The organism is Rhodococcus sp. IEGM 27 (genome assembly GCF_033142305.1).
Taxonomy (GTDB): domain Bacteria; phylum Actinomycetota; class Actinomycetes; order Mycobacteriales; family Mycobacteriaceae; genus Rhodococcus_F; species Rhodococcus_F oxybenzonivorans.
Genome location: NZ_JAWLSG010000001.1, coordinates 218301 through 239641 on the forward strand (window position 1 = coordinate 218301; position 21341 = coordinate 239641).

Here is a 21341-nt window from a genome sequence, read left to right on the forward strand (position 1 = left end):
CTCCTCCCGGCGGGGCCGGTCTACCGGAAGGTCCGCCGCAGCCCACTCGCCCGCAGTACCCGGCGTTGCACTCCCGCCCGCATCGCCTCCTCCGTCCCGATGATCCGTACGTGCCGACGGGCCCGCGTGATCGCCGTATACAGCAGTTCGCGGGTCAGCAGCGAGGACTCCGCTCCCGGTAGCACCACGGACACCGTGTCGTACTGACTGCCCTGACTGCGGTGAATCGTCATGGCGTAGACGGTCTGCACCGCCGACAGGTGCGTGGGATGCAGTAGAAACGGTTCGTTGCCGCGCGCGAAGGCGGCAACGAGTTCGTCGTCGGCGCGTCGCACGATCACCCCGGTGTCACCGTTGTAGATGCGCGTCTCGTGATCGTTGGCCGTGACCAGAAGCGGCTGACCGGGATACCAGCGCTCCGGGTCCAGCCGCTGCCCTGAAGCCTCACCGATCCACTCCATGGCCTGGCGCGCCCACCATGCGACACCGTACGGACCCTCCCGGTGCGCACACAGCAGGCGATGCGCCTCCGAAAGCTGCAGTGCCGCCGAGGCATCGCCGCCCGACGCGGCCTCGGTGACACCCGCTGCAGTGTCGACCACGTCCTTCCGCAGCGCCCCGAGATCATCGACGTCGTGGAACGACACCTCGGGGGCTTCGCTGCGCAGCAACTCCATCACGCGGTCCTCGTCCGCGTCTCGCACCGCGACAGCGAGTTGGGCGATGCCACCGCCGAAACGGCGGCCCCGGCTGAGCCGCACGACTCCCCCGCGCAGCCGATCCCGTTCCGCCGCACTCAGCGCGGCCTCGTCCGGGTCGTCCGCCGCATCCAGGTCCTTCCCGACCAGACGTGCGAGTAGCGGATTCTCCTTCCCCGACATGGGTCGAGCCACCAGGTCGGCCAGCACCGCGCCCGCGTCGACGGACGTCAACTGGTCCGGGTCGCCGACGAGCACGAGTTGTGTGTCGGGACGCAGCGCCTCGAGGAGCCGGCACATCATGGTCAACGACACCATCGAGGTCTCGTCCACCACGATCACGTCGTAGGGCACATGATTGTCGGCGTTGTAGCGGAACCGGCTGCCCCGTCCGCGTTGCCAGCCCAGCATGCGGTGCAGCGTCATCGCTGTCAGATCCGGTGGCAAGCCCAGCTCGCCGGCCTGATCACGCACCGATTCCTGCAACCGCGCCGCCGCCTTGCCCGTGGGTGCGGCGAGGGCGATGCGTCGTGGTCGGTCGGTCTGCATCGACAGCAGGGCCAGCACGCGGGCCACGGTGTGCGTTTTTCCGGTACCCGGTCCTCCCACGATCACCGAGGTCCAGTGGGTCGCGGCGACAGCGGCCGCGATCCGTTGCCGATCCGGCGGGGCCGAGGAGCCGGCCGGATCGTTCTGATCGCGGAACAGAGTGGTCAACCCGCGGCGTAGTGACGCCTCGTCGACGACGGGGTGCCCGGAAGCACGCTGGTCGAGGACGCGGCGGATCGTCTCCTCCTGCCGGAAATACCGGTCGAGGTAGAGCAATTCGCCTTCAGCGGTGTCCACCAGCCGCAGCGGTCGCAGCGGTCCGGCCGGTCCACCGACGACGAGCGGACTGCGGCGCAGCGCCTCGATGACCGTGGAGTCGTCCGGCCACGGCAGATAGTCCAGGTCGACCTCGGACTCCTCGTCGACCGTCACCTCCCGGAGCCGAGTCAGATCGAGGCACACCGAGCCGGCCCGCACTGCCCGGACCGCGAGGGCGGTGGCCAGGTAGACGTCCGGCGACGTCTCCCCGGCGAGAGCGGACAACCGCAGCGCCACATGGACATCCGCAGCCGCGAGCACTCCTGCCTCGTTGAAGATTCGCAGCACACCCTTGCCGCGCTGGGCTACCCGGACGTCGGTCATGGCGTCGCCTCGATCCCGGACAACAGGTCGGACAGTTCGGTCACCAGCGCGGCCGGGGGCGTCCAGTCGAAGACCCCACATCCCGGCGGCGTATCGGGCCCGACCATTCCGCGGACGAACAGATACTGCACGCCGGCGAGATGCAGGGCTGGGTCGTAGCCAGGCTGCCGCCACCGCAAATAGCGATGCAGTGCAACAGAATACAATAGCGCCTGAAGCGGATAATGCGACCGGATCATCTCCGTGGCCATCCGCTCCCGCGTGTAATGGGCGGTGGTCAACTCACCCTGCGCCAGTCGATTCGTCTTGTAGTCGACGACGACGTAACGAGGGCCGGGCAGCCGTATCACGGCATCGATACTGCCGGTGAGGTATCCACGCAACGGCGTGGGTTCCAGAGTGGTCACGGCCTCCGCGTACGGCCGCAACGGATCGTCGGCGGCAAGGTGGGTGCGCAACAGTCTGCCGACGCCGTCGAGCATCACCGTGAGCGAGGGTGTGTCTCCGCCGGCGAGGGGAAGCTCGAATTCGAGTTCCGCGAGCAGGTCTGCGGGCGCAACCTCCGCGAGCGTCCGTGTCGCCGCGGACCCAAGGGGTGTGTGCAGTACGGGCAGCAGGGCGGCAGCGAGCCGCGCCGGATCGATCTCCGACATGGTCGAGGCGATCACCTCGGTGCAGCAGCGCACGAGTTCGGCTTCGAGGTCGGCGGCGGTGGTGTCGACGATTTCGAACACGGCGTGGACGAGGGTTCCGAACGTCGCGCCGCCGGGAAGGTCGTTCATCGTCGAGGCGATACCGGTGCCCCCGTCTTCCGGCGCGTGCAGCGGCGGCTCGTCTGGTTCGTCCGCTTTGACATCGACCTCAGCCTCACTGCCCACTGCCGGGCTTTCGTGCGCGGACGCGGTCAACGCCGAGTACGAGGTTCGCCGCCACCGAGTGTCGAGAAGACGCTGGAACCGGGCGGCCTCGAGGTCACCACCCGTCTCTTTGGGCGGTGACCACTGCGCGGGTGGCACCGCTTCGGAGCCGACGGGCTCGACGTGCACGGTGTCGGGGCCGCCGGCACCCCACGCCGACAATCGATCGGCGACGACCGGGTCTTCCGAAACGTTCGCTTTCTGTGGCACGTCGCGCTGTCCCGGCGCGCGGCCGAGGATCATCCGGTGCAGCGGCGCACCCGCCGTCGAGAACGCGGGCGCCCACCACAGCACGAGTCCGCACATCGCCCGGGTGAGCGCAACATACAGCAGGCGAAGCTCCTCGCCCGCTTCTTCCGCGTCGTGCCGGCTCTTACGTTCCGCATAGCCCGGACTGTTCGGGCCTCCGACATCGAGGATGCGCCGCCCGTTCTCGTCGTGCAGCAGCAGCTTGCTCGGTTTCGGATTCTTTGCAGCATCCCACGCGTAGGGCAGGTAGACGAGGGGGAACTCGAGACCCTTGCTGGCGTGGACGGTGGCGATCTGCACTGCCGCGGCGTCGCTGTCGAGACGCCGGCTGCGGTCGACGCCGCCGGTCGACGGATCCTTCATCCGTTCGGTGAGCCACCGGGTGATGGCGGTGAGTCCGAGAGACTGCTCCACGGCGGCGCCGTTGAGTAACTGCGCCACGTGGCGGAGATCGGTGAGGGCGCGCTCACCGGCGGAGACGGCGAGTAGCCGCGCCTCGAGCTGCCCGATCGCCGCCAGACGTTCGAAGAGGGCCGCGAAACCTGACAGCGCGAACACCGAGGCGAGTTCACGCAGCAACCCACCGACTTCGGCAACGATGTCGTCACCGCGGGCATCGAGTTCCTCCGCGGTGTGTCCGAGCAACGGTGTGAGTGCGGCGAGCCGGACGCGATCGGAACGGTGCGGTTGCTCGAGTGCCTGCAGAACCCACAGCCAGTGCTGCGCAGCAGGTGTGGTGAACACACTGGCTCCGCCTGCGAGGACCGACGGGACCCCGGCGCGGTCGAGGGCATCGTGCACCAGCGTGATCTGCGCGTTGGTCCGCACCAGTACGGCGATGTCGCCCGGCTGAACCGCCCGGGACACGCCGCCGATGTCGAGTGTGACACCGCCGTCGAGGGTGCGGACGATGTCTGCTGCGAGGTCGGCGGCCACCCGGTTGCGCAGCGGACCGACGGCGGGGTAGCCCGATTTGTTGATCGCACCCGCGCCGGTGCGAGGCAGGTAACGCAGACGCAGCGGTGCCGCCCCGGTGAGCCGCGACTTCGGCCGAGCGCCGTCCACCCGGTGCACGACGATGTCGGGATGGCCGAGGGCCGCTCCCCCGTGGAGGTACTCCAGTGCGTCGAGCAGTTCCTGATCGCTGCGCCAGTTGGTGACCAGTTCTTCGTGACTGTCGGCCGACTGGACTGCGTCGAGGTAGCTGAGTACCTCGGCCCCCCGGAATGCGTAGATCGCCTGCTTCGGATCACCGACGAGCACCAACGTTCCCGCGCGGCGCCGAGAAGCCTGACCGCCCCGGTGGAAGGTTCTACCCAGGATGTCCCATTGCAGGGGATCGGTGTCCTGAAACTCGTCGACGAGGACGACGTCGTACCGGTCCTGCACTCGCCGGCAGGCGGCCGCACCGTGTTCGGGATGGGTGAGTACGCGATGGAGGAGAGCCGGCAGATCGTCGAAGTCACGCAGTCCCACAGCGCGTTTGCGACATTCCACCTCGGCGCGTACCGCCTCGGCGAACGCAACCCGTTCACCTGCGGGGATGCCGCGCGCGTCTTCCGGTGCGAGCACGGCCTGGGGATCGAAGATGGCGGCCCGTGCGGCGGCGGTGGCTTCCGCCGGGGTGAACGGTGCGGACTCGGCACGGCTGTAGGCGCTGAGGTAGAGGTCGTCGATCACCTCGGTGACGAGGTCGTCGGCGGCCTCGACGAGCACCGCGTCGGGGTCCCGTTCACCGGCGATGCCGAGGCCGTCGAGCATGCGCTGGCAGAAGCTGTGGGTGGTGACGATGGTCGCCGCATCGAAGTCGGACAGAGCCTGGAGAAGTCGTCGACGTCGCAGTGCCACCTCCTCGGGGTCGGCGTCGGCCAGGTGCCGGATGACCTGATCCTCGCCGCGGAGGGCTTGCCTAGGATCGGCCAATTCGGTTGCCGCACTGCGGAAGCGTTCCCGGGTGCGCTCGCGCAGTTCCTGGGTTGCCGCGCGGCTGAAGGTGACCAGCAGGAGTCGCGAGAGGTCGATTCCACCTTCGGCGACGAAGCGGGCGGCGAGTCCGACGATCGCGTAGGTCTTCCCCGTCCCAGCGCTGGCCTCGAGCACGGTGGTGCCCGACGGCAACGGTCCGAGCAGATCGAACCCTCGGGTGTCGGTCATGGCTGCGCCAGCGTCTCGGCCGCCAGCAGCGGCGCCCACAGTCTCCGGGCGTAGTCGTCGAACACCACCGAATCACCGAGAGCGTTGATACTCGGCGAGGGTCCGTGAACATAAATGATGTGACGGTCTTTGGCATCCCCGAAGTCGCTGCTCCATTCCCGCCGCGCCGCCTCGATCGCATCCTCGACGCTGCTTCCGCCGTACCGCCGTTCCGCGTAGGCCGCCGAGGCACCGGTCGCGATCGGCAGCGGCGCATGCAACCCGAGGTCGCGGAGTTCGACGAGGCGATTGAGCTGCTCGAGGGCGTCGGGCGGAGCGGTCAACGTGGAACGCCACGCGGGTCTGCTGTACGCTCCGCGGCCCGTGGTGACGGCGGACCATGCGCCGCCCTTGCCCGACGCCGCGACTGCCAGCAGTTGCGCCCACGCGCCGAGGCGATGTTTCGGACCGAGCCGTGAATAGGTGGTGTTCGCGATCACCGAACCGTGGACCCCGCCGACGGTCCCGGTGAGACGCCGACCGGAGCCGAGGTCGACGTCCACATCCACGGTCTGCGCGCGACCCACATGGACGGGTGCGCTGACGGCGACGAGCGCCTCGACACCGTGTTCGATGGCCCCGAGCACCGACTCCCCCAGCTTGAACGGCGGCAGTGTGCCGCGGCGCCACTCGGCGGCGCGGAAATCGGCCGGCTCGGTTCCGGCGAGCCGCGCGACGAGCATCCGTTGTCCGAGATCCCACCGCGCGAGGGGGTCGGGCGCGATATCGAGTGCGTCGGCGATGTCCTCAGCCACCTCGGGAATGCGCAGACCCAGCCGTTGCCGGAGGAACGCCTGCGTGGGATGTACGAGGAAGGCGATGAGGTCTGCCAGGTCGACGTCTTCGGGCGGCGGCGCGGGCAGCGGGTCCGGAAGGAAAGCCGGATTCGGCACGGAGGGAGACCGAGCCGCCCGAGCCCCGGCAAGGGCCACGCGATCGAAGCTGAACGGATGCTCGGGCTCGAAGTTGCGCGCATCGAACGGCTGCAGGGGGTGACGGGTGATCACCTGGCTCAACGCGTCGCCGCCGAGCGTGACGGCCACCGTGTCGAGTAACTCGGACAACGGGATCGCCGGCGGCCGCACCATACCGGTGACCGGGTCGGCGCCCGTGTAGAAGAGCAGCAGTTTCTCACCGGCGGACATCACCGCGTCGAGGAGGAGTTGCCGATCCTCGCTGCGCGGATCACGTTCGCCGAGTAGAGGATTGCGGGCGAGAGCGTTGTCGCCGTCCACGCCGGCCGAACGGGGAAAGACCTCGTCGTCGAGCCCGAGGAGAACGACGACACGGTGCGGGACGGACCGCATCGGCACCATCGTGCACACCGTCAGATCGCCGGTACGGAAGTTGGCCCGTGTGGGGCGTCCCGCCAGCCTGCCGGCGAGCATGGCGCGCACGTCCGACAGCCGCAGCACCATCTCTCCCCCGTGTTCCATCGCGGCGCCCAATTCGCGTCGCGCCTGCGCGGACTGCCAGGCGTCTGCCGCACCCACCTCCACGAGGAGGTCCAGAGCCCTGGCCAGCGCCCGCGACCACTCCGCCACCGATTGTGGCCCACCGAGTCCTCGCAGGGCGACGTCGAGGCGATCGACGAACTCGGCCAGCCTGCCGGTGAGGTCGATGTCGTTGCTGTCGACGTCATCGAGGGGCAGGGCCAGCGCGAGCCATTCGCTGTCCGACTCGTCGGCAGCGGCGCCCAGCAGAATCCGATCGAGTGCCGTCGTGAAGGTGTTCTGCGGGAAGTCGCCGAGGCCGTAGGCCGCGCGCTGACGTGGCCCGATCCCCCACCGCGCACCGGTGGTGGTAGCCCATTCCCGGATACGTTCGAGATCGTCGTCGTCGAAACGAAACTTCTTGCGCACCGGGACCGCAGCGGCGAGATCGAGTACCTGACTGGCGGTGACGCGGGAATCGGCCAGCCCCAGCAGCGTCGCGACCACCGCGAGCACCGGATTGGTCTGGTGCAGAGCACGATCGGCGAGACGTACCCGCAGCCGGTGTCCGGGATGACCGAGCACGTCCTGGCCGAATGCGGCACGAATCAGCGGTGCGTAGGACTCGACGTCGGGGCACATGACCACGACATCGCGCGGTTCGAGCGTGGGGTCGTCCTGGAACAGATGAAGGAGGCACTCACGCAGGACCTCGACCTGGCGGGCCGGCCCGTGACAGGCGTGCACCTGCACGGAGTCGTCGGGATCCATCCCGGCATGCACCGGTGTCCGATCCTCCCGGATGTCGGTTTGCAGGCGACCCAGTAGCGTCTGCGGACTCGGTGGCGCGTCGTGGTGGACGTCGTCGAGGTCGAGGCGCACAAGGCGCGCTTCGAGTTCGCGGACGTCACGGGCCAGGCTCGAGAGGAGCGGGTGACGGACGGCGAGCGCACTCTGGTCGTCGGCGCGGGCAGTCACCTCCTGCGTTGTCGTCAGGGTTGCCCACATGGCCGGACTCGGGTGCGGCAGCCACAGGTGTACGTCGCGTTGCGCGGCCAGTGCGGAAAGCACTGCAATCTGGTCGGTGGCGAGGCGGGTGGGCCCGAACAGCGAGAGGCGTTGCGGGAGATCTACGAGCCCGGGCTCGTCCCGCAGCCGGGAACAGGCGGAGTCGAGCCGTTCCGCGGGGCTCGGGGCGCCGACGCGTGTCCGTAGTCGACGCCACAGTTCGGCCTGCCACACGAGATCCTCGTCGAGCGGCCCACCGGTTCCATCGATGTCGTGGCCACCCGCCCAGCCGACGAGCATTGCCGGCCGCTGGGCGGCATAACTCCGGAACAGTTCCACCAGGTGCGACGCGGTGGCGTAACGGCGACCCGGCCGGTGATCGTTTCGATCTTGTGCCGACAGGCCGGACCCGAGGTGTTTCGAAAGGACAGCGCACCAGGGTTCGCCGAGGCAACCATCGACGACGTCGAGCAGCACCCACAGCAGTCGGGCGGGATTCCACGGATCATCCTCGGCGGACAGTCCGGTGGCCGCAGCCAGGGCGTCGTCCACCAGCCGTGTCGGGGACGGGAAGTCGATGTTCGCGGCCACACCGTCACCGTTGTCTGCTCGCGCGCCCAGCACCGCCGAGAGCCGTTGCGTCAGCCAGCGCTCCACACCCTTCGCGGGAACCGCGATCACCTCGCGCGCGAACGGGTCGGCAAGTGGAGTCGCAAGGACATCGCCCAGCGCGGCGGCGAGGGTGGTCGAACGCTCGGCACGATGCAGTACGAACACGTCACCACCCTCCTTCGCTCCCCACTCCGGTGTCGGGTCAGACTTACCACAGAGCACCGACTTACGTAGCGAAGCTCAGGCCGATATACGTTCCGGCGCACACAACGCTCGCCTGTGGGAGCCTGGTTCGAGAGGGGCCCGACGGCGCCGCGGCCCCGGAAAGGTTCGCGGATGCAGACGTTCGTGCCCGACTCCGGTTTCGTGCGCAGTGCGAGGCTGCTCGACGACCGGCGCCTCGGAAAGCAGCGCGTCGAGACCTTCCAGATCCTGCGGGCCCTCGTTTGGCCGTCGTACGGCTGGAAGAATCATCCCGCGACGGCGATGTGGCGAGGTTTCACCCCCGCCCTGGTCGCATATGGCGTCGCCATGTGCGGCGAGTGGGCCGCGCGAGGTCACACCGAGGCGCTCGCGCCGCAGCTCCTCGAGTACAGCGGTGGTCGCACCGACACCTTCGCCCACCTACGCGACCACGGATTGCTGCCCCCTTGGCTCGGCAGAGCCGACGTGCACGCCAGCCATCGACGGGTCCTCGCCGAGAAGGCGCCGGACGCGTATCCCCCGCAGTGGCGCGGTGACGGCGGGTACGTGTGGCCGACCCCGGTGTACCCGCGGTGGCCGCTCCGCAGCGCCGACCCGGCCGAGGTGCTGACGCCGGTGCAGGCCGAAACCCTCGTCGAGGGCGCGGACAACTGGGATGTGCTGCGGCTGCTGCACCGCGGGGAATCCGTGGCGACCGAGACCGCCACGCCCTCGACGATCGTGGCGGCCAGTCTGGTACGTCCCGGTCTGACCGCGGTGATTCTGGACGCCGACCCGGTTCCGGACGACGAGGAACCGACTCCGGCCGCAATACGGGAGGTGGCGAAAGCGCCGTCCCCGTCCATCGCCCGTCAGCCGTCCCCCGAAGACCGCGAGGCGATGGAAGCCGAGGCCGCAGACCCGCGCCGACTGCGGTTCTTCCGCCGGGGTCAGCCGATTCCCCAGCCCCACCGGTACGGACTGGTGATCACGGTGTCGGACACAACCCCGGCAGAGCTGCAAGGAGTACCCACTCTGGCGGTCAACGGCCGGGGCGAGCCTGGGTGAGGTGCGGCACCCATCCGTGTGTCGGCCACTTCTTCAGATTGACCTGTGCGGGCACGATCCGCTTGTTCACGAACTGCACCTCGAGGTCGGGGTCGACGTCACCGGTGAACTTCCACAACTGCGCGTCACCCGGCCGAGCGACTCCGGACCACGATTTCGCCCGGTAGGCGGCGCGAACAATGTTGTCGGCGAACACGATCACCGGGATGTTCTCGGTGTTGCGGACGGCGGCACCGGCCGCCCACGGTCCCCGGGCGCGCTCGTAGATCTCGTCCGGGGTCACTCCGCGCTCGGCGGCGCGCGGCACCTCGAGAAGCACGCAGGGTGTCGGCAGGTTGGGCACGGGCTCAGCCGCGTACTGCAACACCAGGTCGTCGACGGGTACGGCGCGGTGCTCGCCGGCACCAGCGGCGAGGTTGGTGAGTACGGACCCCTCCAGCAGACCCAGAGCCCCGATCAGCCCATCACTGATGGCTTCGGCGACGTCACCGGTTGCGTTCAGTCGGTGCGCCACGATGTAGTGCTCCACCTCGTGGCCGGAGTCGTAGATTTCCCGGATGCGGGCGATCGTGGCCGCTGTCACCTCGGGGGCGTCCTTCTCGGAGTCTTCGAGCGTCTTCCTGTGCTCGTCCACGGCCAACGCCTCCCACACGTAGCCGTAGACCCGGGTACCCCGACCCTTCCCGACGTAGAAGACCGACCGGTTCCGGGGGTCGAGGAGTGCGTAGACGTAGGACCCGAGCTCGTCGCCCACCCTTTTCGGGAACGGTTCCGGGGCGCGGCGGGTCTGATAGACCTCATGAAGGATCAGACGCAGCGCCGCCAGCTTCAGGGCAACCGGCACCCCACCGTCGATTCCGTCGAAGAGCGCGGTGGCCGCACCCTGCACCGAAGAATAGGTGTGCCCGATGTTCCGTTGCAGCGACTTCGTGACGTCGGAGAACTGAGCGAACCGTACGAGGGGGTCGGGGGATGCGTTGTCCAGGTCGTTGGACGCGAGAAAGGCCTGGACCTCGGCGGAGTCGAGCCAGCGAGAAGTGATGTCGATCGGGATCGTCCAGACGGTAGCCATGTTCCCACCGTAAGGGAAAAGCGCGGTGAACAATGCCGTCGGCGCTCTGCTGCCCGCGCGTCTCCGAAGCCCTGCGGCGACGACGAGATGCTCGGTGCGCGGAAATAGTGGCAAAACTCTGAGAAAACAGTTGCTTCGACGGCGAAGGGGCCGCCGAACCCCCACACTCGATAGTGAGACCGTCCCGCATCGAGAGCCCACAGCGAAGGGGTAAGCGAGTGTCGCTTCGAAGAATGACGGTGGCCGCAATGGCGATCGCCGCAGCGCTGACCATGTCCGCGTGCGGATCGGACGATCCCGCCCCGCCGAACAGAACCACCACGGCATCGGCAACGTCGACCGCCGAAACGTCGCCCCCACTCGAACTGCCCACAGCGGCGGAGCTCAACGAGTTGATGGAGCGGGGACTCGATCCTGCAACTCCCGTCGAGGAGAAGGTCGCGATGGTGGAAGGGTCCGAGCAGGATCCGAATCTGTTTGCTCAGGTAGCCGCGGCCGCGCAGCAGGCCGGAGCGCAGGTACAGGTTCTGGACCCCGTGATCGATAACGGTGACGGGAGCGCGAGCGCTCAGCTGCAGCTCACCATCAACGGACAGGTTCAGCAGAACAACCTTCCGGCAATTTTCGTACCGGGACCGAACGGGACGTGGCGCCTGTCGAAGGCGACGGCGTGCTCGATCGTGGCCATCGCACAGCTCACCTCACCGGCATGCCCTGCCTGATCGTGTGCGCTCACACCGCTTCCAGGACCTCCCCGATCTCCTGAACAGCTCTGTTGTGCTGATCGGCGATCAGGATGTGCCCGGCCGCGATGGTCAGCGCAACCGGCCATTCGATGATTTCGACGGCCGCGAGGAGCCCGATCGCGGCGAAGAACGCCAACTGTTCGGGACGTGGGACGGGTACACGTCCGAGTATCGGCAACTGGACAGTGAAGCCGGACGCCTCCCGCACCCGTGCGACGGCGTCCCGGTGTGCGTCGCGGCTCGGTGCTTCTTCGGCCCTCGGTGTGTTGTCGGCCATAGTTCGCCTCCCTAGTCCGTGCTGTTCACCTGCCGGTCACGTTGATCGAGGACTGTGACCGATGTGTTGATTTCTGCAGCCCGGACCGCTGTCGGTGCCGTCTCCGCCCCCGGCGACTTCTGGACCGGCGCGGTGACACGCGCGCTCACTCCCCCGTTGCACGAGGTGTACGCCGTATTGGTGAGGGCTGGCGTACTCGACATCGTCGACTGATCTCCCGCCAGCTTCGCCAGGACTCCCGGTGCGAATGCGGCGGCTGCGGTGGCTGCAGCCGCCGACCCCAGCGCCTGCGTCCACCCCACCGGACCGAGGGGTGTGCACCCGAGTAGCTGGCTGACGCCGGGTGTGCTCACCAGAACCGTCAGGGCGGCGAGCGAACCACCCGCTGTGAGCACCACCAACGGGCTGCGTGAATCGATGAGCGTCTGACCGAGTTGCGTTCCGACCAATGCCACCAGTCCCACGGTGGAGGCGCGGCGCTGCCTGCCCGTCAGACTCGCCATCGTCCACGCGGTCGTCGCACCCATCGCAGTCGCGGCACCGCGGATCGCGACTGTGCGCCACAAGGCTGCGCTGTCGGGTCCGCGGCCTTCTCCTCGCACGTCCTCGTTCGGCGGACTCACCGCGAGCGCCGCCGCAGGCAAAGCATCCGTGAGGACATTCACCAGGAGGAGCTGACGCGCGGTCAGCGGCGACTTACCCGCAGTCGCGCTCCCGATCAGCGCAAACGCCACCTCACCGGCATTGCCGCCGAGGAGGACGGACACCCCTGCCTGAACGCGCCGCCACAGTTGCCGCCCTTCGTCCAGGGCGTCGAGCAGTGCGTCCACCCGGCCGTCCAGGAGGACCACATCGGCCGCACTGCGGGCCGGATCGCTGCCGCGGGAACTGACACCGATACCCACGCTGGCCGCGCGGATAGCCGCAGCATCATTGGCACCGTCCCCGACCATGGCGCACACGCGTCCGGCGCGCTCGAGAGTCTGCACCACCTGCACCTTGTTCTCCGGAGTCATCCGCGCGAACACGAGACACTTCTCGACGGCCTCCTCCTGACCACGATGCGAGAGGGTGTCCCAGTCGGAGCCGCTGATCACCTGCTCGGACGACACGGTCAATCCCAGTTCCTGTGCGATGGCGGTGGCAGTGACGGGATGGTCACCGGTGAGCAGCCGCACCCCGACCTGCTGGCGTTCCAGTTCCGGCAGCAGGCCGGCGGCCTCCGGACGCGGTGTGTCCGCGATCCCCAGGAATCCGACGAGTTCGAGCCCGCTGCTGCAGAGTTTCTCGAACACGGCACCGTCGTCGGCAGCGCGCCGGGCCTGGAACGCGGTGACGGTGCGCCGCGCGACGGCGATCACCCGAAGCCCGTCGGCGGCCATCGCGAGGACCCGGGATTGCACTTCGTCGTCGTCGATATCGGGGCATGCGGCCAGAACCGTCTCCGGTGCACCCTTGAGACACAGGTGTGTGCCGGACAGTGCCGCCGAATAGGGTCGTCCCGATCGAAACGGGAGGTAGGACCACTGCGCCTCGTCGCCGCAGTCGAGCTGCTGGGCGGCCTCCGCAATGGCGACGTCGGTGGCATGGTCCGCGGGACGTCCGTCGGGCGTCACGGCACTACGCGCAGCGCACATCAGCAACTCGTCGTGGTCGACGGCAGGCTCGGGCACGACTCTGATGACACGGAGCCGGTTCTCGCTCAGCGTTCCCGTCTTGTCGAAGCACACTACGTCGACGCGGCCGAGTGCCTCCACCGAGCGCGGCGCTCGCACAAGAGCATTCGACTTGGTCAACCGGCGCGCCGCCGCCTGCTGCGCGAGAGTGGCGACCAACGGCAGCCCCTCGGGAACCGCCGCGACCGCGACCGCGACGCCGCTGGTGACCGCCTGACGCAGTCCCGTTCCGCGGAGGAAGCCGACCGCGGTGACGAGGGCCCCGCCACCGACGCTGACCGGGAGCACACGGTCGGTGAGGCTGCGCAGCTGAGCCTGCAAGCCGACGTGCGATGCACCGGTGGGACTGATCGCCCCGGCACGTCCCGCCTCCGTCGCCTCCCCCACGGCAGTGACGACCGCGGTGGCCGTTCCGGTGAGAACTGTGCTACCGCCGAACACCATGCAGGAGCGCTCGCTCAGCGGTGCACCGGGTGTCGGCGACGTCTGCTTCGCCACCGGCAGCGACTCCCCGGTGAGGGAGGATTCGTCGACCTCGACACCGGACACCTCGATCAACCGGCCGTCCGCGGGAACGACCTCTCCCGGACCGATCTCGATCACGTCACCGATCCGCAACCGCGATGCCTCGACTCGCTCGCTGACCCGCTCCTGCCCGGATCCGCTCACCCGATGTGCGGGCGGGTCGCCCGCAGCGAGGAGCCGGCTCAGCAGTCGTTCCGCATGCAGGCGCTGTACGGCGGACAGTGCCGCGTTCCCGGTCAGCACGGATCCCACGAGCACAGCGTCGATCGGCGAACCCAGCAGGGCGCTCGCCGCCGAACCGGTCGCGAGAATGGGTGTCAGCGGATCCGACAGTTCGGTGCGCATCGCGCGGCCGAAGTCCCAGACGAGCGCCACCGGCCAGGCCGCGAGACTGCTACCCCATTCGAGCGGTGCCAGCGCCCAGTCGAGCGCACGGGGGCGCGCACCTATGTCGCCGTCGCCTTCCTGAGCAGGAAGGAGTCGCCGCACCTCCTCGACAGGCATCTCGTGCCAGGCGTGCACGGGGGCCGACGGCGGAACGGACGCGTTGATCACGCGCCGCGCCAGCGAGTGTCCTGTCCACAGGCCGGCCGCCGCACCGGCCGTGATCGGCCCCGGGCCCCGTCCGCGCACACCGGGAAGCATCAAGAGTGCGCCGAGTACCGATGCCGCCGTGGCGATCTCGACGCCGCGCCGGCTCGCGGTCCGCGCGTCGGGCAGTGCACGGAGAATCCGCCACACCCCGGCGAGATCGTCGACGAGCACGTCCGCCGGCCACGGCGGGGCCGCACCGTCCACCAGGACTCCGACGCCGACATCAGCGGACGCCAGCGCGCTGGGCGCCCCCGCTGCCACCACCGCAACAGTCGCGCCCTCGGCCTGCAGATGAACGACCGTGTCGCGAAGATCGCGGTCGGGTGGGCCGCGGAACTCGCCCGCGCCACTGCTGGGATGGAGATCGTCGAATGCTGAACGGAGACTCCCGAGCGACTCCGTGTCCACGGAGACCACCGCGACTCCGGAGGTGCGTGCCTGCGCGAGCACCGCGGCCGCGAGCGGGTGATGAGCCGGTGTGACGAACACGGCCGCGTCCTCGTGCTCGCCTGCAGCGTCGAGATCACCCGGCAGGTCGGCCAGAAGGTGCCAGCCGGGCCCGAGCTCTTCGCGGTCGACGGCCGATCGCGCGGCTTCCCAGACCTTGGTGCGATCGGCGTCGCGCACTCCGCGGATGCGACTGACACGCAGCTCCGCCGTCTGCAGAATCGACGGATCCATCACGACCGTATCTACCCGGTCGAGGCACCGGAGCGCGCCGGGGCGCAACGTCAACGCGCCGTGGCGGTCCGCCAGACCACGTCCCAACGTGGCCGCGAATGTCTCGCGGGCGGTGCGGGTCGCCTTGGGGGCTGCGACCAGCACGGCGTCGCCTGCCCCGGCGGCACTGCGTGTGGCGACACCAACGGTGGCCGCGCCGACCAGCTGCGCAACAGCCGCGCGGTCGGCATGCCGTTCGACGGGACCGGATGTGCGGTCGGGTTGTTGCTGATGCGGGGAGGTGTGATCGGCAGCGTTCGCCGCCAGCTGAGGCTCACGGCGGTGCCAGGCCTGCCGGGCAGACCACGCTTCGGCGGTCAGCGCCGACCGCAAGCCCACGTCCACCGCCAGGGACGACGGCGCCTGACGAATGACATCACTGAGTGCCTGGGCGGTGGCCAGGACGAGTTCTGCCGCATCCGGCCCCAACCGGTCTTCGACGAGCTTTCGCAGTCGCGGCTGATAGTTCACGGCCGTGACCACCGTGGTCAACGCCGAACCGGGCACCTGGGGAAGACGCAGGGCGCGGCCCGCGACGGCCACCGCCAGGCCGGTGGTGACCGCCGCTAGAGCGAGGCAGCTCTCGGCGAGCGTCACATCGTCGCCGGGCAGTTCCGACGGATGGTCGCGATCGTCCCCGGTTCGCGCCCGCTTCTCGGCGGTGGACACGATGGCGCTCAGCTCCTCGACCGACGGGGCACCCTCGCCGTGGGACACGATCAGCCGGGACAACGGGCGGTTGAGCTGCACGCTCTGAACGCCGGTCGTGGCGCGGACAGCGTCGAGTACCTCGGCGGCCACGTCGTCGCCGCGGGGACTGTCGAGTCCACGAACCTCTATCCAAACCCGGCCACGCCCGGCACTGGTGCGGCGTGCCGGCGTTCCGCCGACAGCCTCGGCGGCGATCGACGTCGCGACCCGAGCGGTGGTCGTCATCAGATCGGCCGCGACGGCGCCGCTGTGCGTCACCACACCCACCCCGAAACCGACGCTGCGTACCGGTACGGACGCGGCGGCGGCGAGATATCGACGTAAACCCACGTCGCCTACTTCGCGCGCGTCGATCGTGAGGCCGACGCCGACCCTGCACGCGACCTCGCGGGCGGTAGCGCCTTCGCCGGAGTCTTGCGGGCAATCGCCTTCTTCGCCGGGACCGACTTCTTTGCGGGGGCTTTCTTGGCGGAAGCGTCCTTGACGGGAGCGTCCGGTGTGCCCGCCGGCATCTTTGTTGCCGCAGCCGCCGTCTTTGCCGGAGCTTTCTTTGCCGGGGCCTTCTTTGCCGGGGCCTTCTCGACAGGAGCCGCCTTCTCCGGTGCCGGGGCGGCCCCGGGAGAGGGCGCAACGACCGACGTCGCCGCAGGGTTCGAAGCAGGAGCAGCGCCGGAGGTAGGAGCAGCGTTCGCGGCCGGCACATCCCTCTGCGGCGGTGACGAGGTGACGGATTCCGAATTTGTCCGAACGCGGGAACGGGCGGCGTTGATCTGCCGCAGCGCCAACGCCGTTCCACCGACAGCGACGACCACCGGCCACTCGACGAGACCGATCGCACCTACCGCCGCCAACGTCGCTACCGCCGTCGACGTCGAATGGCTGCCGCTGTCGAACCCGCTTCGGGCCCCACTCGCGGCGCCGCGCACAGCCCCGGTCGCGACGCCCCGCAGACCGCCGACGACGCTACCGATCGCGGCACCGCCGACCGCACCGACAGCACTCGTCGTGGCGGTCGCGACCCCGGTCACGGCGCGTACAGTGCCGTCGACGATGTCCATATCGGCTCCCCTCGGCTGTGTCCACAGACCACCGCAACGCGGCGGCATCACACACTGCGTTACCCACCCCAGGGTATTCTCAATCCCGCAGACCGGCGAGCCAGATTTTGCAACACCTGGCCGATACTCAGATGCTGTTCTGCCTCAAGTCAATTCGCTCGCCCTGCTCGGTGCGCCAGAAACTCCACCCGTCGTGCGTCTCCACGTCACCGCTGATATGACTGGCAACCGCGCTGGCCGCGGTGGTGGGGTCGGGAAAGCGGCGGCCCTGCATCGGACCGCGCACGATTTCGAGGCTGTGTGTATCGGAGTCGAAGCGCCCCACCAACCGGTACCCCTCGAAGTCGGCGACCACCTCGAGTCGGGTATCGATCACCTCGTCCAACAGAGCGGCCGCTTTGGCGGGCTTCTTCCGGGCATTCGTGCGAGCCAGCGCGTCGGCGTGCAGCGCCTCCGCGGTCTTCGCCCGCTGGGCGTCGCTGTACAGGCTCGGGTCTTTTGCCCCCGACAGTCCCAGCAGATCCCAGCGACCCCGTCCGTGCGCGACGCGACTCAGTGGAATGGCGTGGTGTCCGGTTCGCGTGCGGCCGGGGGTGTCCATCATCCACAGGTCCACCTCGGCGCGGATGTCGTCGGCGACCTCGGCGGACGGAACCACGAAGAACTCGTGAGGTTCGCTCGCCAGGTCGACGAACACCCAGAACTGCGAGCCCGTGTCGTCGTCGTCGAGCGACTCGTCCTGCTTACGGGCCTGCCAGTCGCCGCTGAGCTTGGACCGCACCCGCACGATGCGGCTCTGGCCGTCGTCACCCCAGACCTGAACAGGATTGCGCCGCGAATGGGTGAGCCGGACTGCTTTGCCGCCTCGTTCCGTGACGTCGGCGATGAAGGCCTGGATTCCCCGGCTGGCGGTGTCTTCCACTTGTGTACGTGTCCATCCGTGATGCTGCGTCCCGTACGCAGGTGGAGAGAGGTGTGGCGACGGGTTTGCACAGCACGACTCGGCGTTCTTCCCTCACCATACGTGCAACTACCCGCCCAGCGGTATCACCCGGGCGCGCGAGCCGCATCCCGCGCCTCGGCGAAACCACGCCGACACCGGCGCGCCGGGCTAAGCGTCCACCACGGAGTGTTTCGACGCACTATGACGTGCTTTGCTGCTCACAGCCGATGCAGCAGCGAGCGCTTCCTCGAACTCGCGTCGACCCGATTGCGATCCGAGCAGCATCGCGAGCCGGGTGAGGAAACCTTCCCGGTCCGTCTCGTCCGCCTGGTCGAGTGCCTCCGACAGTCCCATCCACACGTTCTCGCGTACCAGTTCCTCCGGTGTCGCACCAGCCTCGGTATGAGCGGGGACGACACCGGAGGTCGGCGCGGTCGCAGACCTCAGGTGCTCGTGAACCTTCCCGAGCAGCGATACATCGCGGATCCGGCACAGGACGAGCCCGTCCGGGCGGATGACGAACAACTCCCCCTCGGACGCGCCGAGGGCCCGCGACAGCACACCGTCGCCGTCGTCGAGCACCGTCAGGTCGGTGGCCGGGTCCACCTCGACACCGGCGGGAGGAACCACGATCGCCCGCACCGATTCGGGCGACAGCGCCATGGCGAGTGCGGCGGCGTGAACCGCGATCACGTCTGCTGCTGCGACGTCGAGTCCGATGCCGAGCACAGCGAATCCCGTTCCACATACCTCATTCAATGACGACTCCACCGTGCCGCTCGTCGTGACGACGCGCACCCGCCGATCCTCCATCGGGTCGCCGGGCAGCACTCCGGTCGTGCCCTGGACCACCGGCCAGGTCAACGGTGACAGGTGTGCGTGCGTGGCGCTGGACTGTCGCGGGTTGATCAGGTGAGCGAACTCCGGACGGGTGGTTGCCAGCGCCAGCACTGCGTCGCGGGTGGTCCGGTAGCCGTGACTCCCCGGCGACATGATGAGCGTCGACTTGCCGGCGTTGTCGACGTTCTGTTGCCACGCCCCCCGGCGTTCCGTCGAATACGCTTGCAGCAGCACCTCGTCGGCGGTTCCGTGCACGACGGCGGCAAGCTGCCAGGCCAGGGTCTCCGCGTCTTCCATTCCGGAGTTCAACCCGCGCACACCGAAGATCGGCACCAAATGGGCGGCGTCACCCGCGAACAAGATCCGGTCGTGCGTGAAGGTTTCTAATGCGAGCGCGTGCGCTCGGTAGAAACCGTGCCATTCGAGGGTCCACGGCACGTCATTCTCGAGCCACTCGAGGTGCCGGGCGATGCGGTCGCTGATCCGGTGTTCCTGGGTTTCGAGTTCGGCGTCGTCCGAAGGATCGAGCTGGTAGTCGATGCGCCAGATGTCCCGCGGCTGCTGGTGCATGATGATCGTGGACCCGGGATTGCTCGGCGGATCGAACCACACCATCCGCTCGGCAGGCAGCTTCGACTCCCAGTGAATGTCGGCGATCACGTAGCTTCCCTCATAGCTGTTGCCCTGCAACCGAAGTCCTGCCAACTCACGCATCCGACTTCGGCCACCGTCCGCGGCGACGACCCAGCAGGCACGGAGCGTCCGCGCACCGAAGGCAGTATCGATGTCGAGCGTCACTTCCGTGCCCGCCCGCACGACGCCCACGACGCGCGCCGACCAGTGCAGCGTGATCAGCGGATGCGCGAGCAAAGCCTCTGTCATGATCTGCTCGATCTCGGACTGCGAGACGTTGACCATCGGTCCCCGCACATCGTGCTCACTGTGCGGCATCTGGAAGTGCAGCACCTCCTGATCGCGGTAGTAGCTGCGACCGCCGACCCACGGAAGAACGATCTTCTCGAGTTCGGGTCCGACGCCGAGTCGGACCGCCACCTCGAGGCTGTGCCGGGAGATGCAGATGGCGCGGCTACCGAACGACACCTGGTCGGCAGACTCGAGGACCGTTACCGCGATTCCGCGCTGCGCGAGTCCCAGCGCGACGCCCATACCCACCGGCCCGGCGCCCACCACGACGACGGGCAGTGGCTCGTCAACCGCTGTCATCGACGTGAAGTCGGTCGCCGGGTACTTCGGGGGTTGGAAATAGGTGGACATGTCAGGAAACCTTCTCTTCGTCGCGAACGTCGTTCGTCTCCGGCAACAGCAGAATGGCGACCAGACTGACGACCGCGATCACGACGAAGTACGCGGTGACGGCCATCGAGTTCTCGAACACCTGGAACAGCCACGTCGCCATGAACGGCGCCAGCCCGCCGCCCAAGATGGCGCCGATCTGGTAGCCGAGCGACGCCCCGCTGTACCGGATGTGCGCAGGGAACAGTTCGGCGAACAGTGCCGACTGCGGGCCGGCGGTGGTGCCCAGAACCGCAGCCATCACGACCATGGCGAGCAGCATCACCGGAATCGATGCCGTGTCGATCAGCGGGAAGAACACCGCCGCCATGACGACGAGCGCCACCGAACTCCAGGTGTAGACGCGCCTACGACCGAAGGTGTCGGATTTTGCGGCCGAGATCGCCATTCCCGCCATCCACACGGGGCATGCCACGATCAACAAGGTGAGCATCGTTCCGCGGCTGAAGCCGAGTTCTGTGGTGCCGTAGGTGAGGACGTAGACCATGAACACATAGGCGATGCCGTTGGTCGCGATGAAGGTGCCCGCCGCCAGCAGGACGGTCCGCCAGTTCTTGGTCAGAACCTCGACGATCGGCATCTTGACGACGGCGTCGGTCTTCTTCACCTCGGTGAAGGCGGGACTCTCGAGCACGCCCAAGCGGATCCACATCGCGACTCCGACCAGTACCGCGCTCATCAGGAACGGCACCCGCCACCCCCAGGTCTGGAACGCGTCGTCCGGCAAGAGCTGAGTGACGGCGAGGAACACGACGTTGGCCATGATCACCCCGGCGGGTACGCCCATCTGCGGAGCGGCACCATACAGTCCGCGCTTGCCGGCAGGCGCGTTCTCGGTGGCCATGAGGACGGCCCCGCCCCACTCGCCGCCGACGCCGATGCCCTGGACGAACCGCAACACCACCAACAGGATCGGGGCGGCCACACCGATCGCCTCGAAGTTGGGCAGCAACCCGATGCCGACGGTCGCGGCGCCCATCATCGTCAGCGACAACACCAGCATGGACTTGCGGCCGATCCGGTCACCGAAGTGGCCCATGACGACGCCACCGATCGGCCGGGCGATGAAACCCACGGCAAAGGTGGCGAACGCGGCCAGTGTGCCGGCGAACGTCGAAGCGCCGGGAAAGAACTGGGGTCCGATCACCAGGGCGGCGGCAGTGCCGTAGATGAAGAAGTCGTACCACTCGATCGCGGTGCCGACGAAGCTCGACAGGACCGCCCTGCGAGCTTCCTTGGGAGACACCGTCGGTGCCGCCTCGGTGATTGCCGTCATGAATCTGCCTTCCCGTCTGCCGCGCCCACTCATCGCG

The 21341-nt window shown here is 68.4% G+C and carries 12 protein-coding genes and 1 pseudogene; 3 read left to right on the forward strand and 10 right to left on the reverse strand.

The window, feature by feature from the left end; translation table 11 throughout:
- Positions 1 to 20: 20 nt before the first annotated feature.
- From recD to recC, 3 genes are read right to left on the reverse strand one after another with little or no spacing between them, the layout of a single operon-like run.
- Positions 21 to 1889, reverse strand: a complete 1869-nt coding sequence (gene recD, locus R4P95_RS00990; RefSeq protein WP_317746715.1) for an exodeoxyribonuclease V subunit alpha — start codon at positions 1887 to 1889, stop codon at positions 21 to 23.
- Positions 1886 to 5209 (reverse strand): UvrD-helicase domain-containing protein, encoded by a 3324-nt coding sequence (locus R4P95_RS00995; protein WP_317746714.1) that lies wholly within the window; start codon positions 5207 to 5209, stop codon positions 1886 to 1888. Before R4P95_RS00995 ends, recD begins: the two co-directional genes overlap by 4 nt.
- Positions 5206 to 8466, reverse strand: coding sequence for an exodeoxyribonuclease V subunit gamma (gene recC, locus R4P95_RS01000; protein WP_317746713.1), 3261 nt, complete (start codon positions 8464 to 8466; stop codon positions 5206 to 5208). The genes R4P95_RS00995 and recC overlap by 4 nt, the downstream gene beginning before the upstream one ends.
- Positions 8467 to 8637: 171 nt before the next feature.
- Between recC and R4P95_RS01005 the strand changes: the two genes are divergently transcribed.
- Positions 8638 to 9552 carry an MSMEG_6728 family protein gene (locus R4P95_RS01005; protein ID WP_317746712.1) on the forward strand — a complete coding sequence of 305 codons (915 nt, stop codon included), beginning with the start codon at positions 8638 to 8640 and terminating at the stop codon, positions 9550 to 9552.
- On the opposite strand, the gene R4P95_RS01010 is transcribed toward R4P95_RS01005, so the two are convergent.
- Entirely contained in the window at positions 9527 to 10624 is a 1098-nt protein-coding gene (locus tag R4P95_RS01010; protein ID WP_317746711.1) for a GIY-YIG nuclease family protein, read from the reverse strand. The genes R4P95_RS01005 and R4P95_RS01010 overlap by 26 nt on opposite strands.
- A gap of 218 nt (positions 10625 to 10842) precedes the next feature.
- Between R4P95_RS01010 and R4P95_RS01015 the strand changes: the two genes are divergently transcribed.
- Positions 10843 to 11346: a hypothetical protein gene (locus tag R4P95_RS01015; RefSeq protein ID WP_213572976.1), complete on the forward strand. Its 504-nt coding sequence runs from the start codon at positions 10843 to 10845 to the stop codon at positions 11344 to 11346.
- 10 nt (positions 11347 to 11356) lie between these two features.
- On the opposite strand, the gene R4P95_RS01020 is transcribed toward R4P95_RS01015, so the two are convergent.
- On the reverse strand, positions 11357 to 11647 hold the full coding sequence (locus R4P95_RS01020) for a hypothetical protein (RefSeq protein ID WP_213572977.1): 291 nt from the start codon (positions 11645 to 11647) through the stop codon (positions 11357 to 11359).
- Between the two features lie 165 nt (positions 11648 to 11812).
- Between R4P95_RS01020 and R4P95_RS33480 the strand changes: the two genes are divergently transcribed.
- Positions 11813 to 11860, forward strand: coding sequence for a hypothetical protein (locus R4P95_RS33480; RefSeq protein WP_374433650.1), 48 nt, complete (start codon positions 11813 to 11815; stop codon positions 11858 to 11860).
- Between the two features lie 34 nt (positions 11861 to 11894).
- Here R4P95_RS33480 and R4P95_RS01025 read toward each other — a convergent pair.
- From R4P95_RS01025 to R4P95_RS01045, 5 genes and pseudogenes are all read right to left on the reverse strand, one after another.
- Positions 11895 to 16203: pseudogene (locus R4P95_RS01025) on the reverse strand (HAD-IC family P-type ATPase); the annotation flags it as partial.
- Between the two features lie 5 nt (positions 16204 to 16208).
- Positions 16209 to 16931, reverse strand: a complete 723-nt coding sequence (locus R4P95_RS01030) for a hypothetical protein (RefSeq protein ID WP_317746709.1) — start codon at positions 16929 to 16931, stop codon at positions 16209 to 16211.
- A 127-nt stretch (positions 16932 to 17058) separates the two neighbouring features.
- A complete protein-coding gene (locus tag R4P95_RS01035) occupies positions 17059 to 17853 on the reverse strand; it encodes a hypothetical protein (protein ID WP_213572978.1) in 795 nt (264 codons plus the stop codon).
- A 189-nt stretch (positions 17854 to 18042) separates the two neighbouring features.
- Positions 18043 to 19989, reverse strand: a complete 1947-nt coding sequence (locus R4P95_RS01040) for an FAD-dependent monooxygenase (protein ID WP_213572979.1) — start codon at positions 19987 to 19989, stop codon at positions 18043 to 18045.
- A gap of 1 nt (position 19990) precedes the next feature.
- Entirely contained in the window at positions 19991 to 21304 is a 1314-nt protein-coding gene (locus R4P95_RS01045; protein ID WP_213572980.1) for an MFS transporter, read from the reverse strand.
- Positions 21305 to 21341 lie beyond the last annotated feature (37 nt).

What these genes read in the sequence shown, in the direction of transcription:
- R4P95_RS01030 (WP_317746709.1), bottom strand. Translation starts at nt 16,931, where the DNA reads ATGGACATCGTCGACGGCACTGTACGCGCCGTGACCGGGGTCGCGACC.
- R4P95_RS01020 (WP_213572977.1), bottom strand. Translation starts at nt 11,647, where the DNA reads ATGGCCGACAACACACCGAGGGCCGAAGAAGCACCGAGCCGCGACGCA.
- R4P95_RS01010 (WP_317746711.1), bottom strand. Translation starts at nt 10,624, where the DNA reads ATGGCTACCGTCTGGACGATCCCGATCGACATCACTTCTCGCTGGCTC.
- recD (WP_317746715.1), bottom strand. Translation starts at nt 1,889, where the DNA reads ATGACCGACGTCCGGGTAGCCCAGCGCGGCAAGGGTGTGCTGCGAATC.
- R4P95_RS01040 (WP_213572979.1), bottom strand. Translation starts at nt 19,989, where the DNA reads ATGTCCACCTATTTCCAACCCCCGAAGTACCCGGCGACCGACTTCACG.
- R4P95_RS00995 (WP_317746714.1), bottom strand. Translation starts at nt 5,209, where the DNA reads ATGACCGACACCCGAGGGTTCGATCTGCTCGGACCGTTGCCGTCGGGC.
- R4P95_RS01005 (WP_317746712.1), top strand. Translation starts at nt 8,638, where the DNA reads ATGCAGACGTTCGTGCCCGACTCCGGTTTCGTGCGCAGTGCGAGGCTG.
- R4P95_RS01045 (WP_213572980.1), bottom strand. Translation starts at nt 21,304, where the DNA reads ATGACGGCAATCACCGAGGCGGCACCGACGGTGTCTCCCAAGGAAGCT.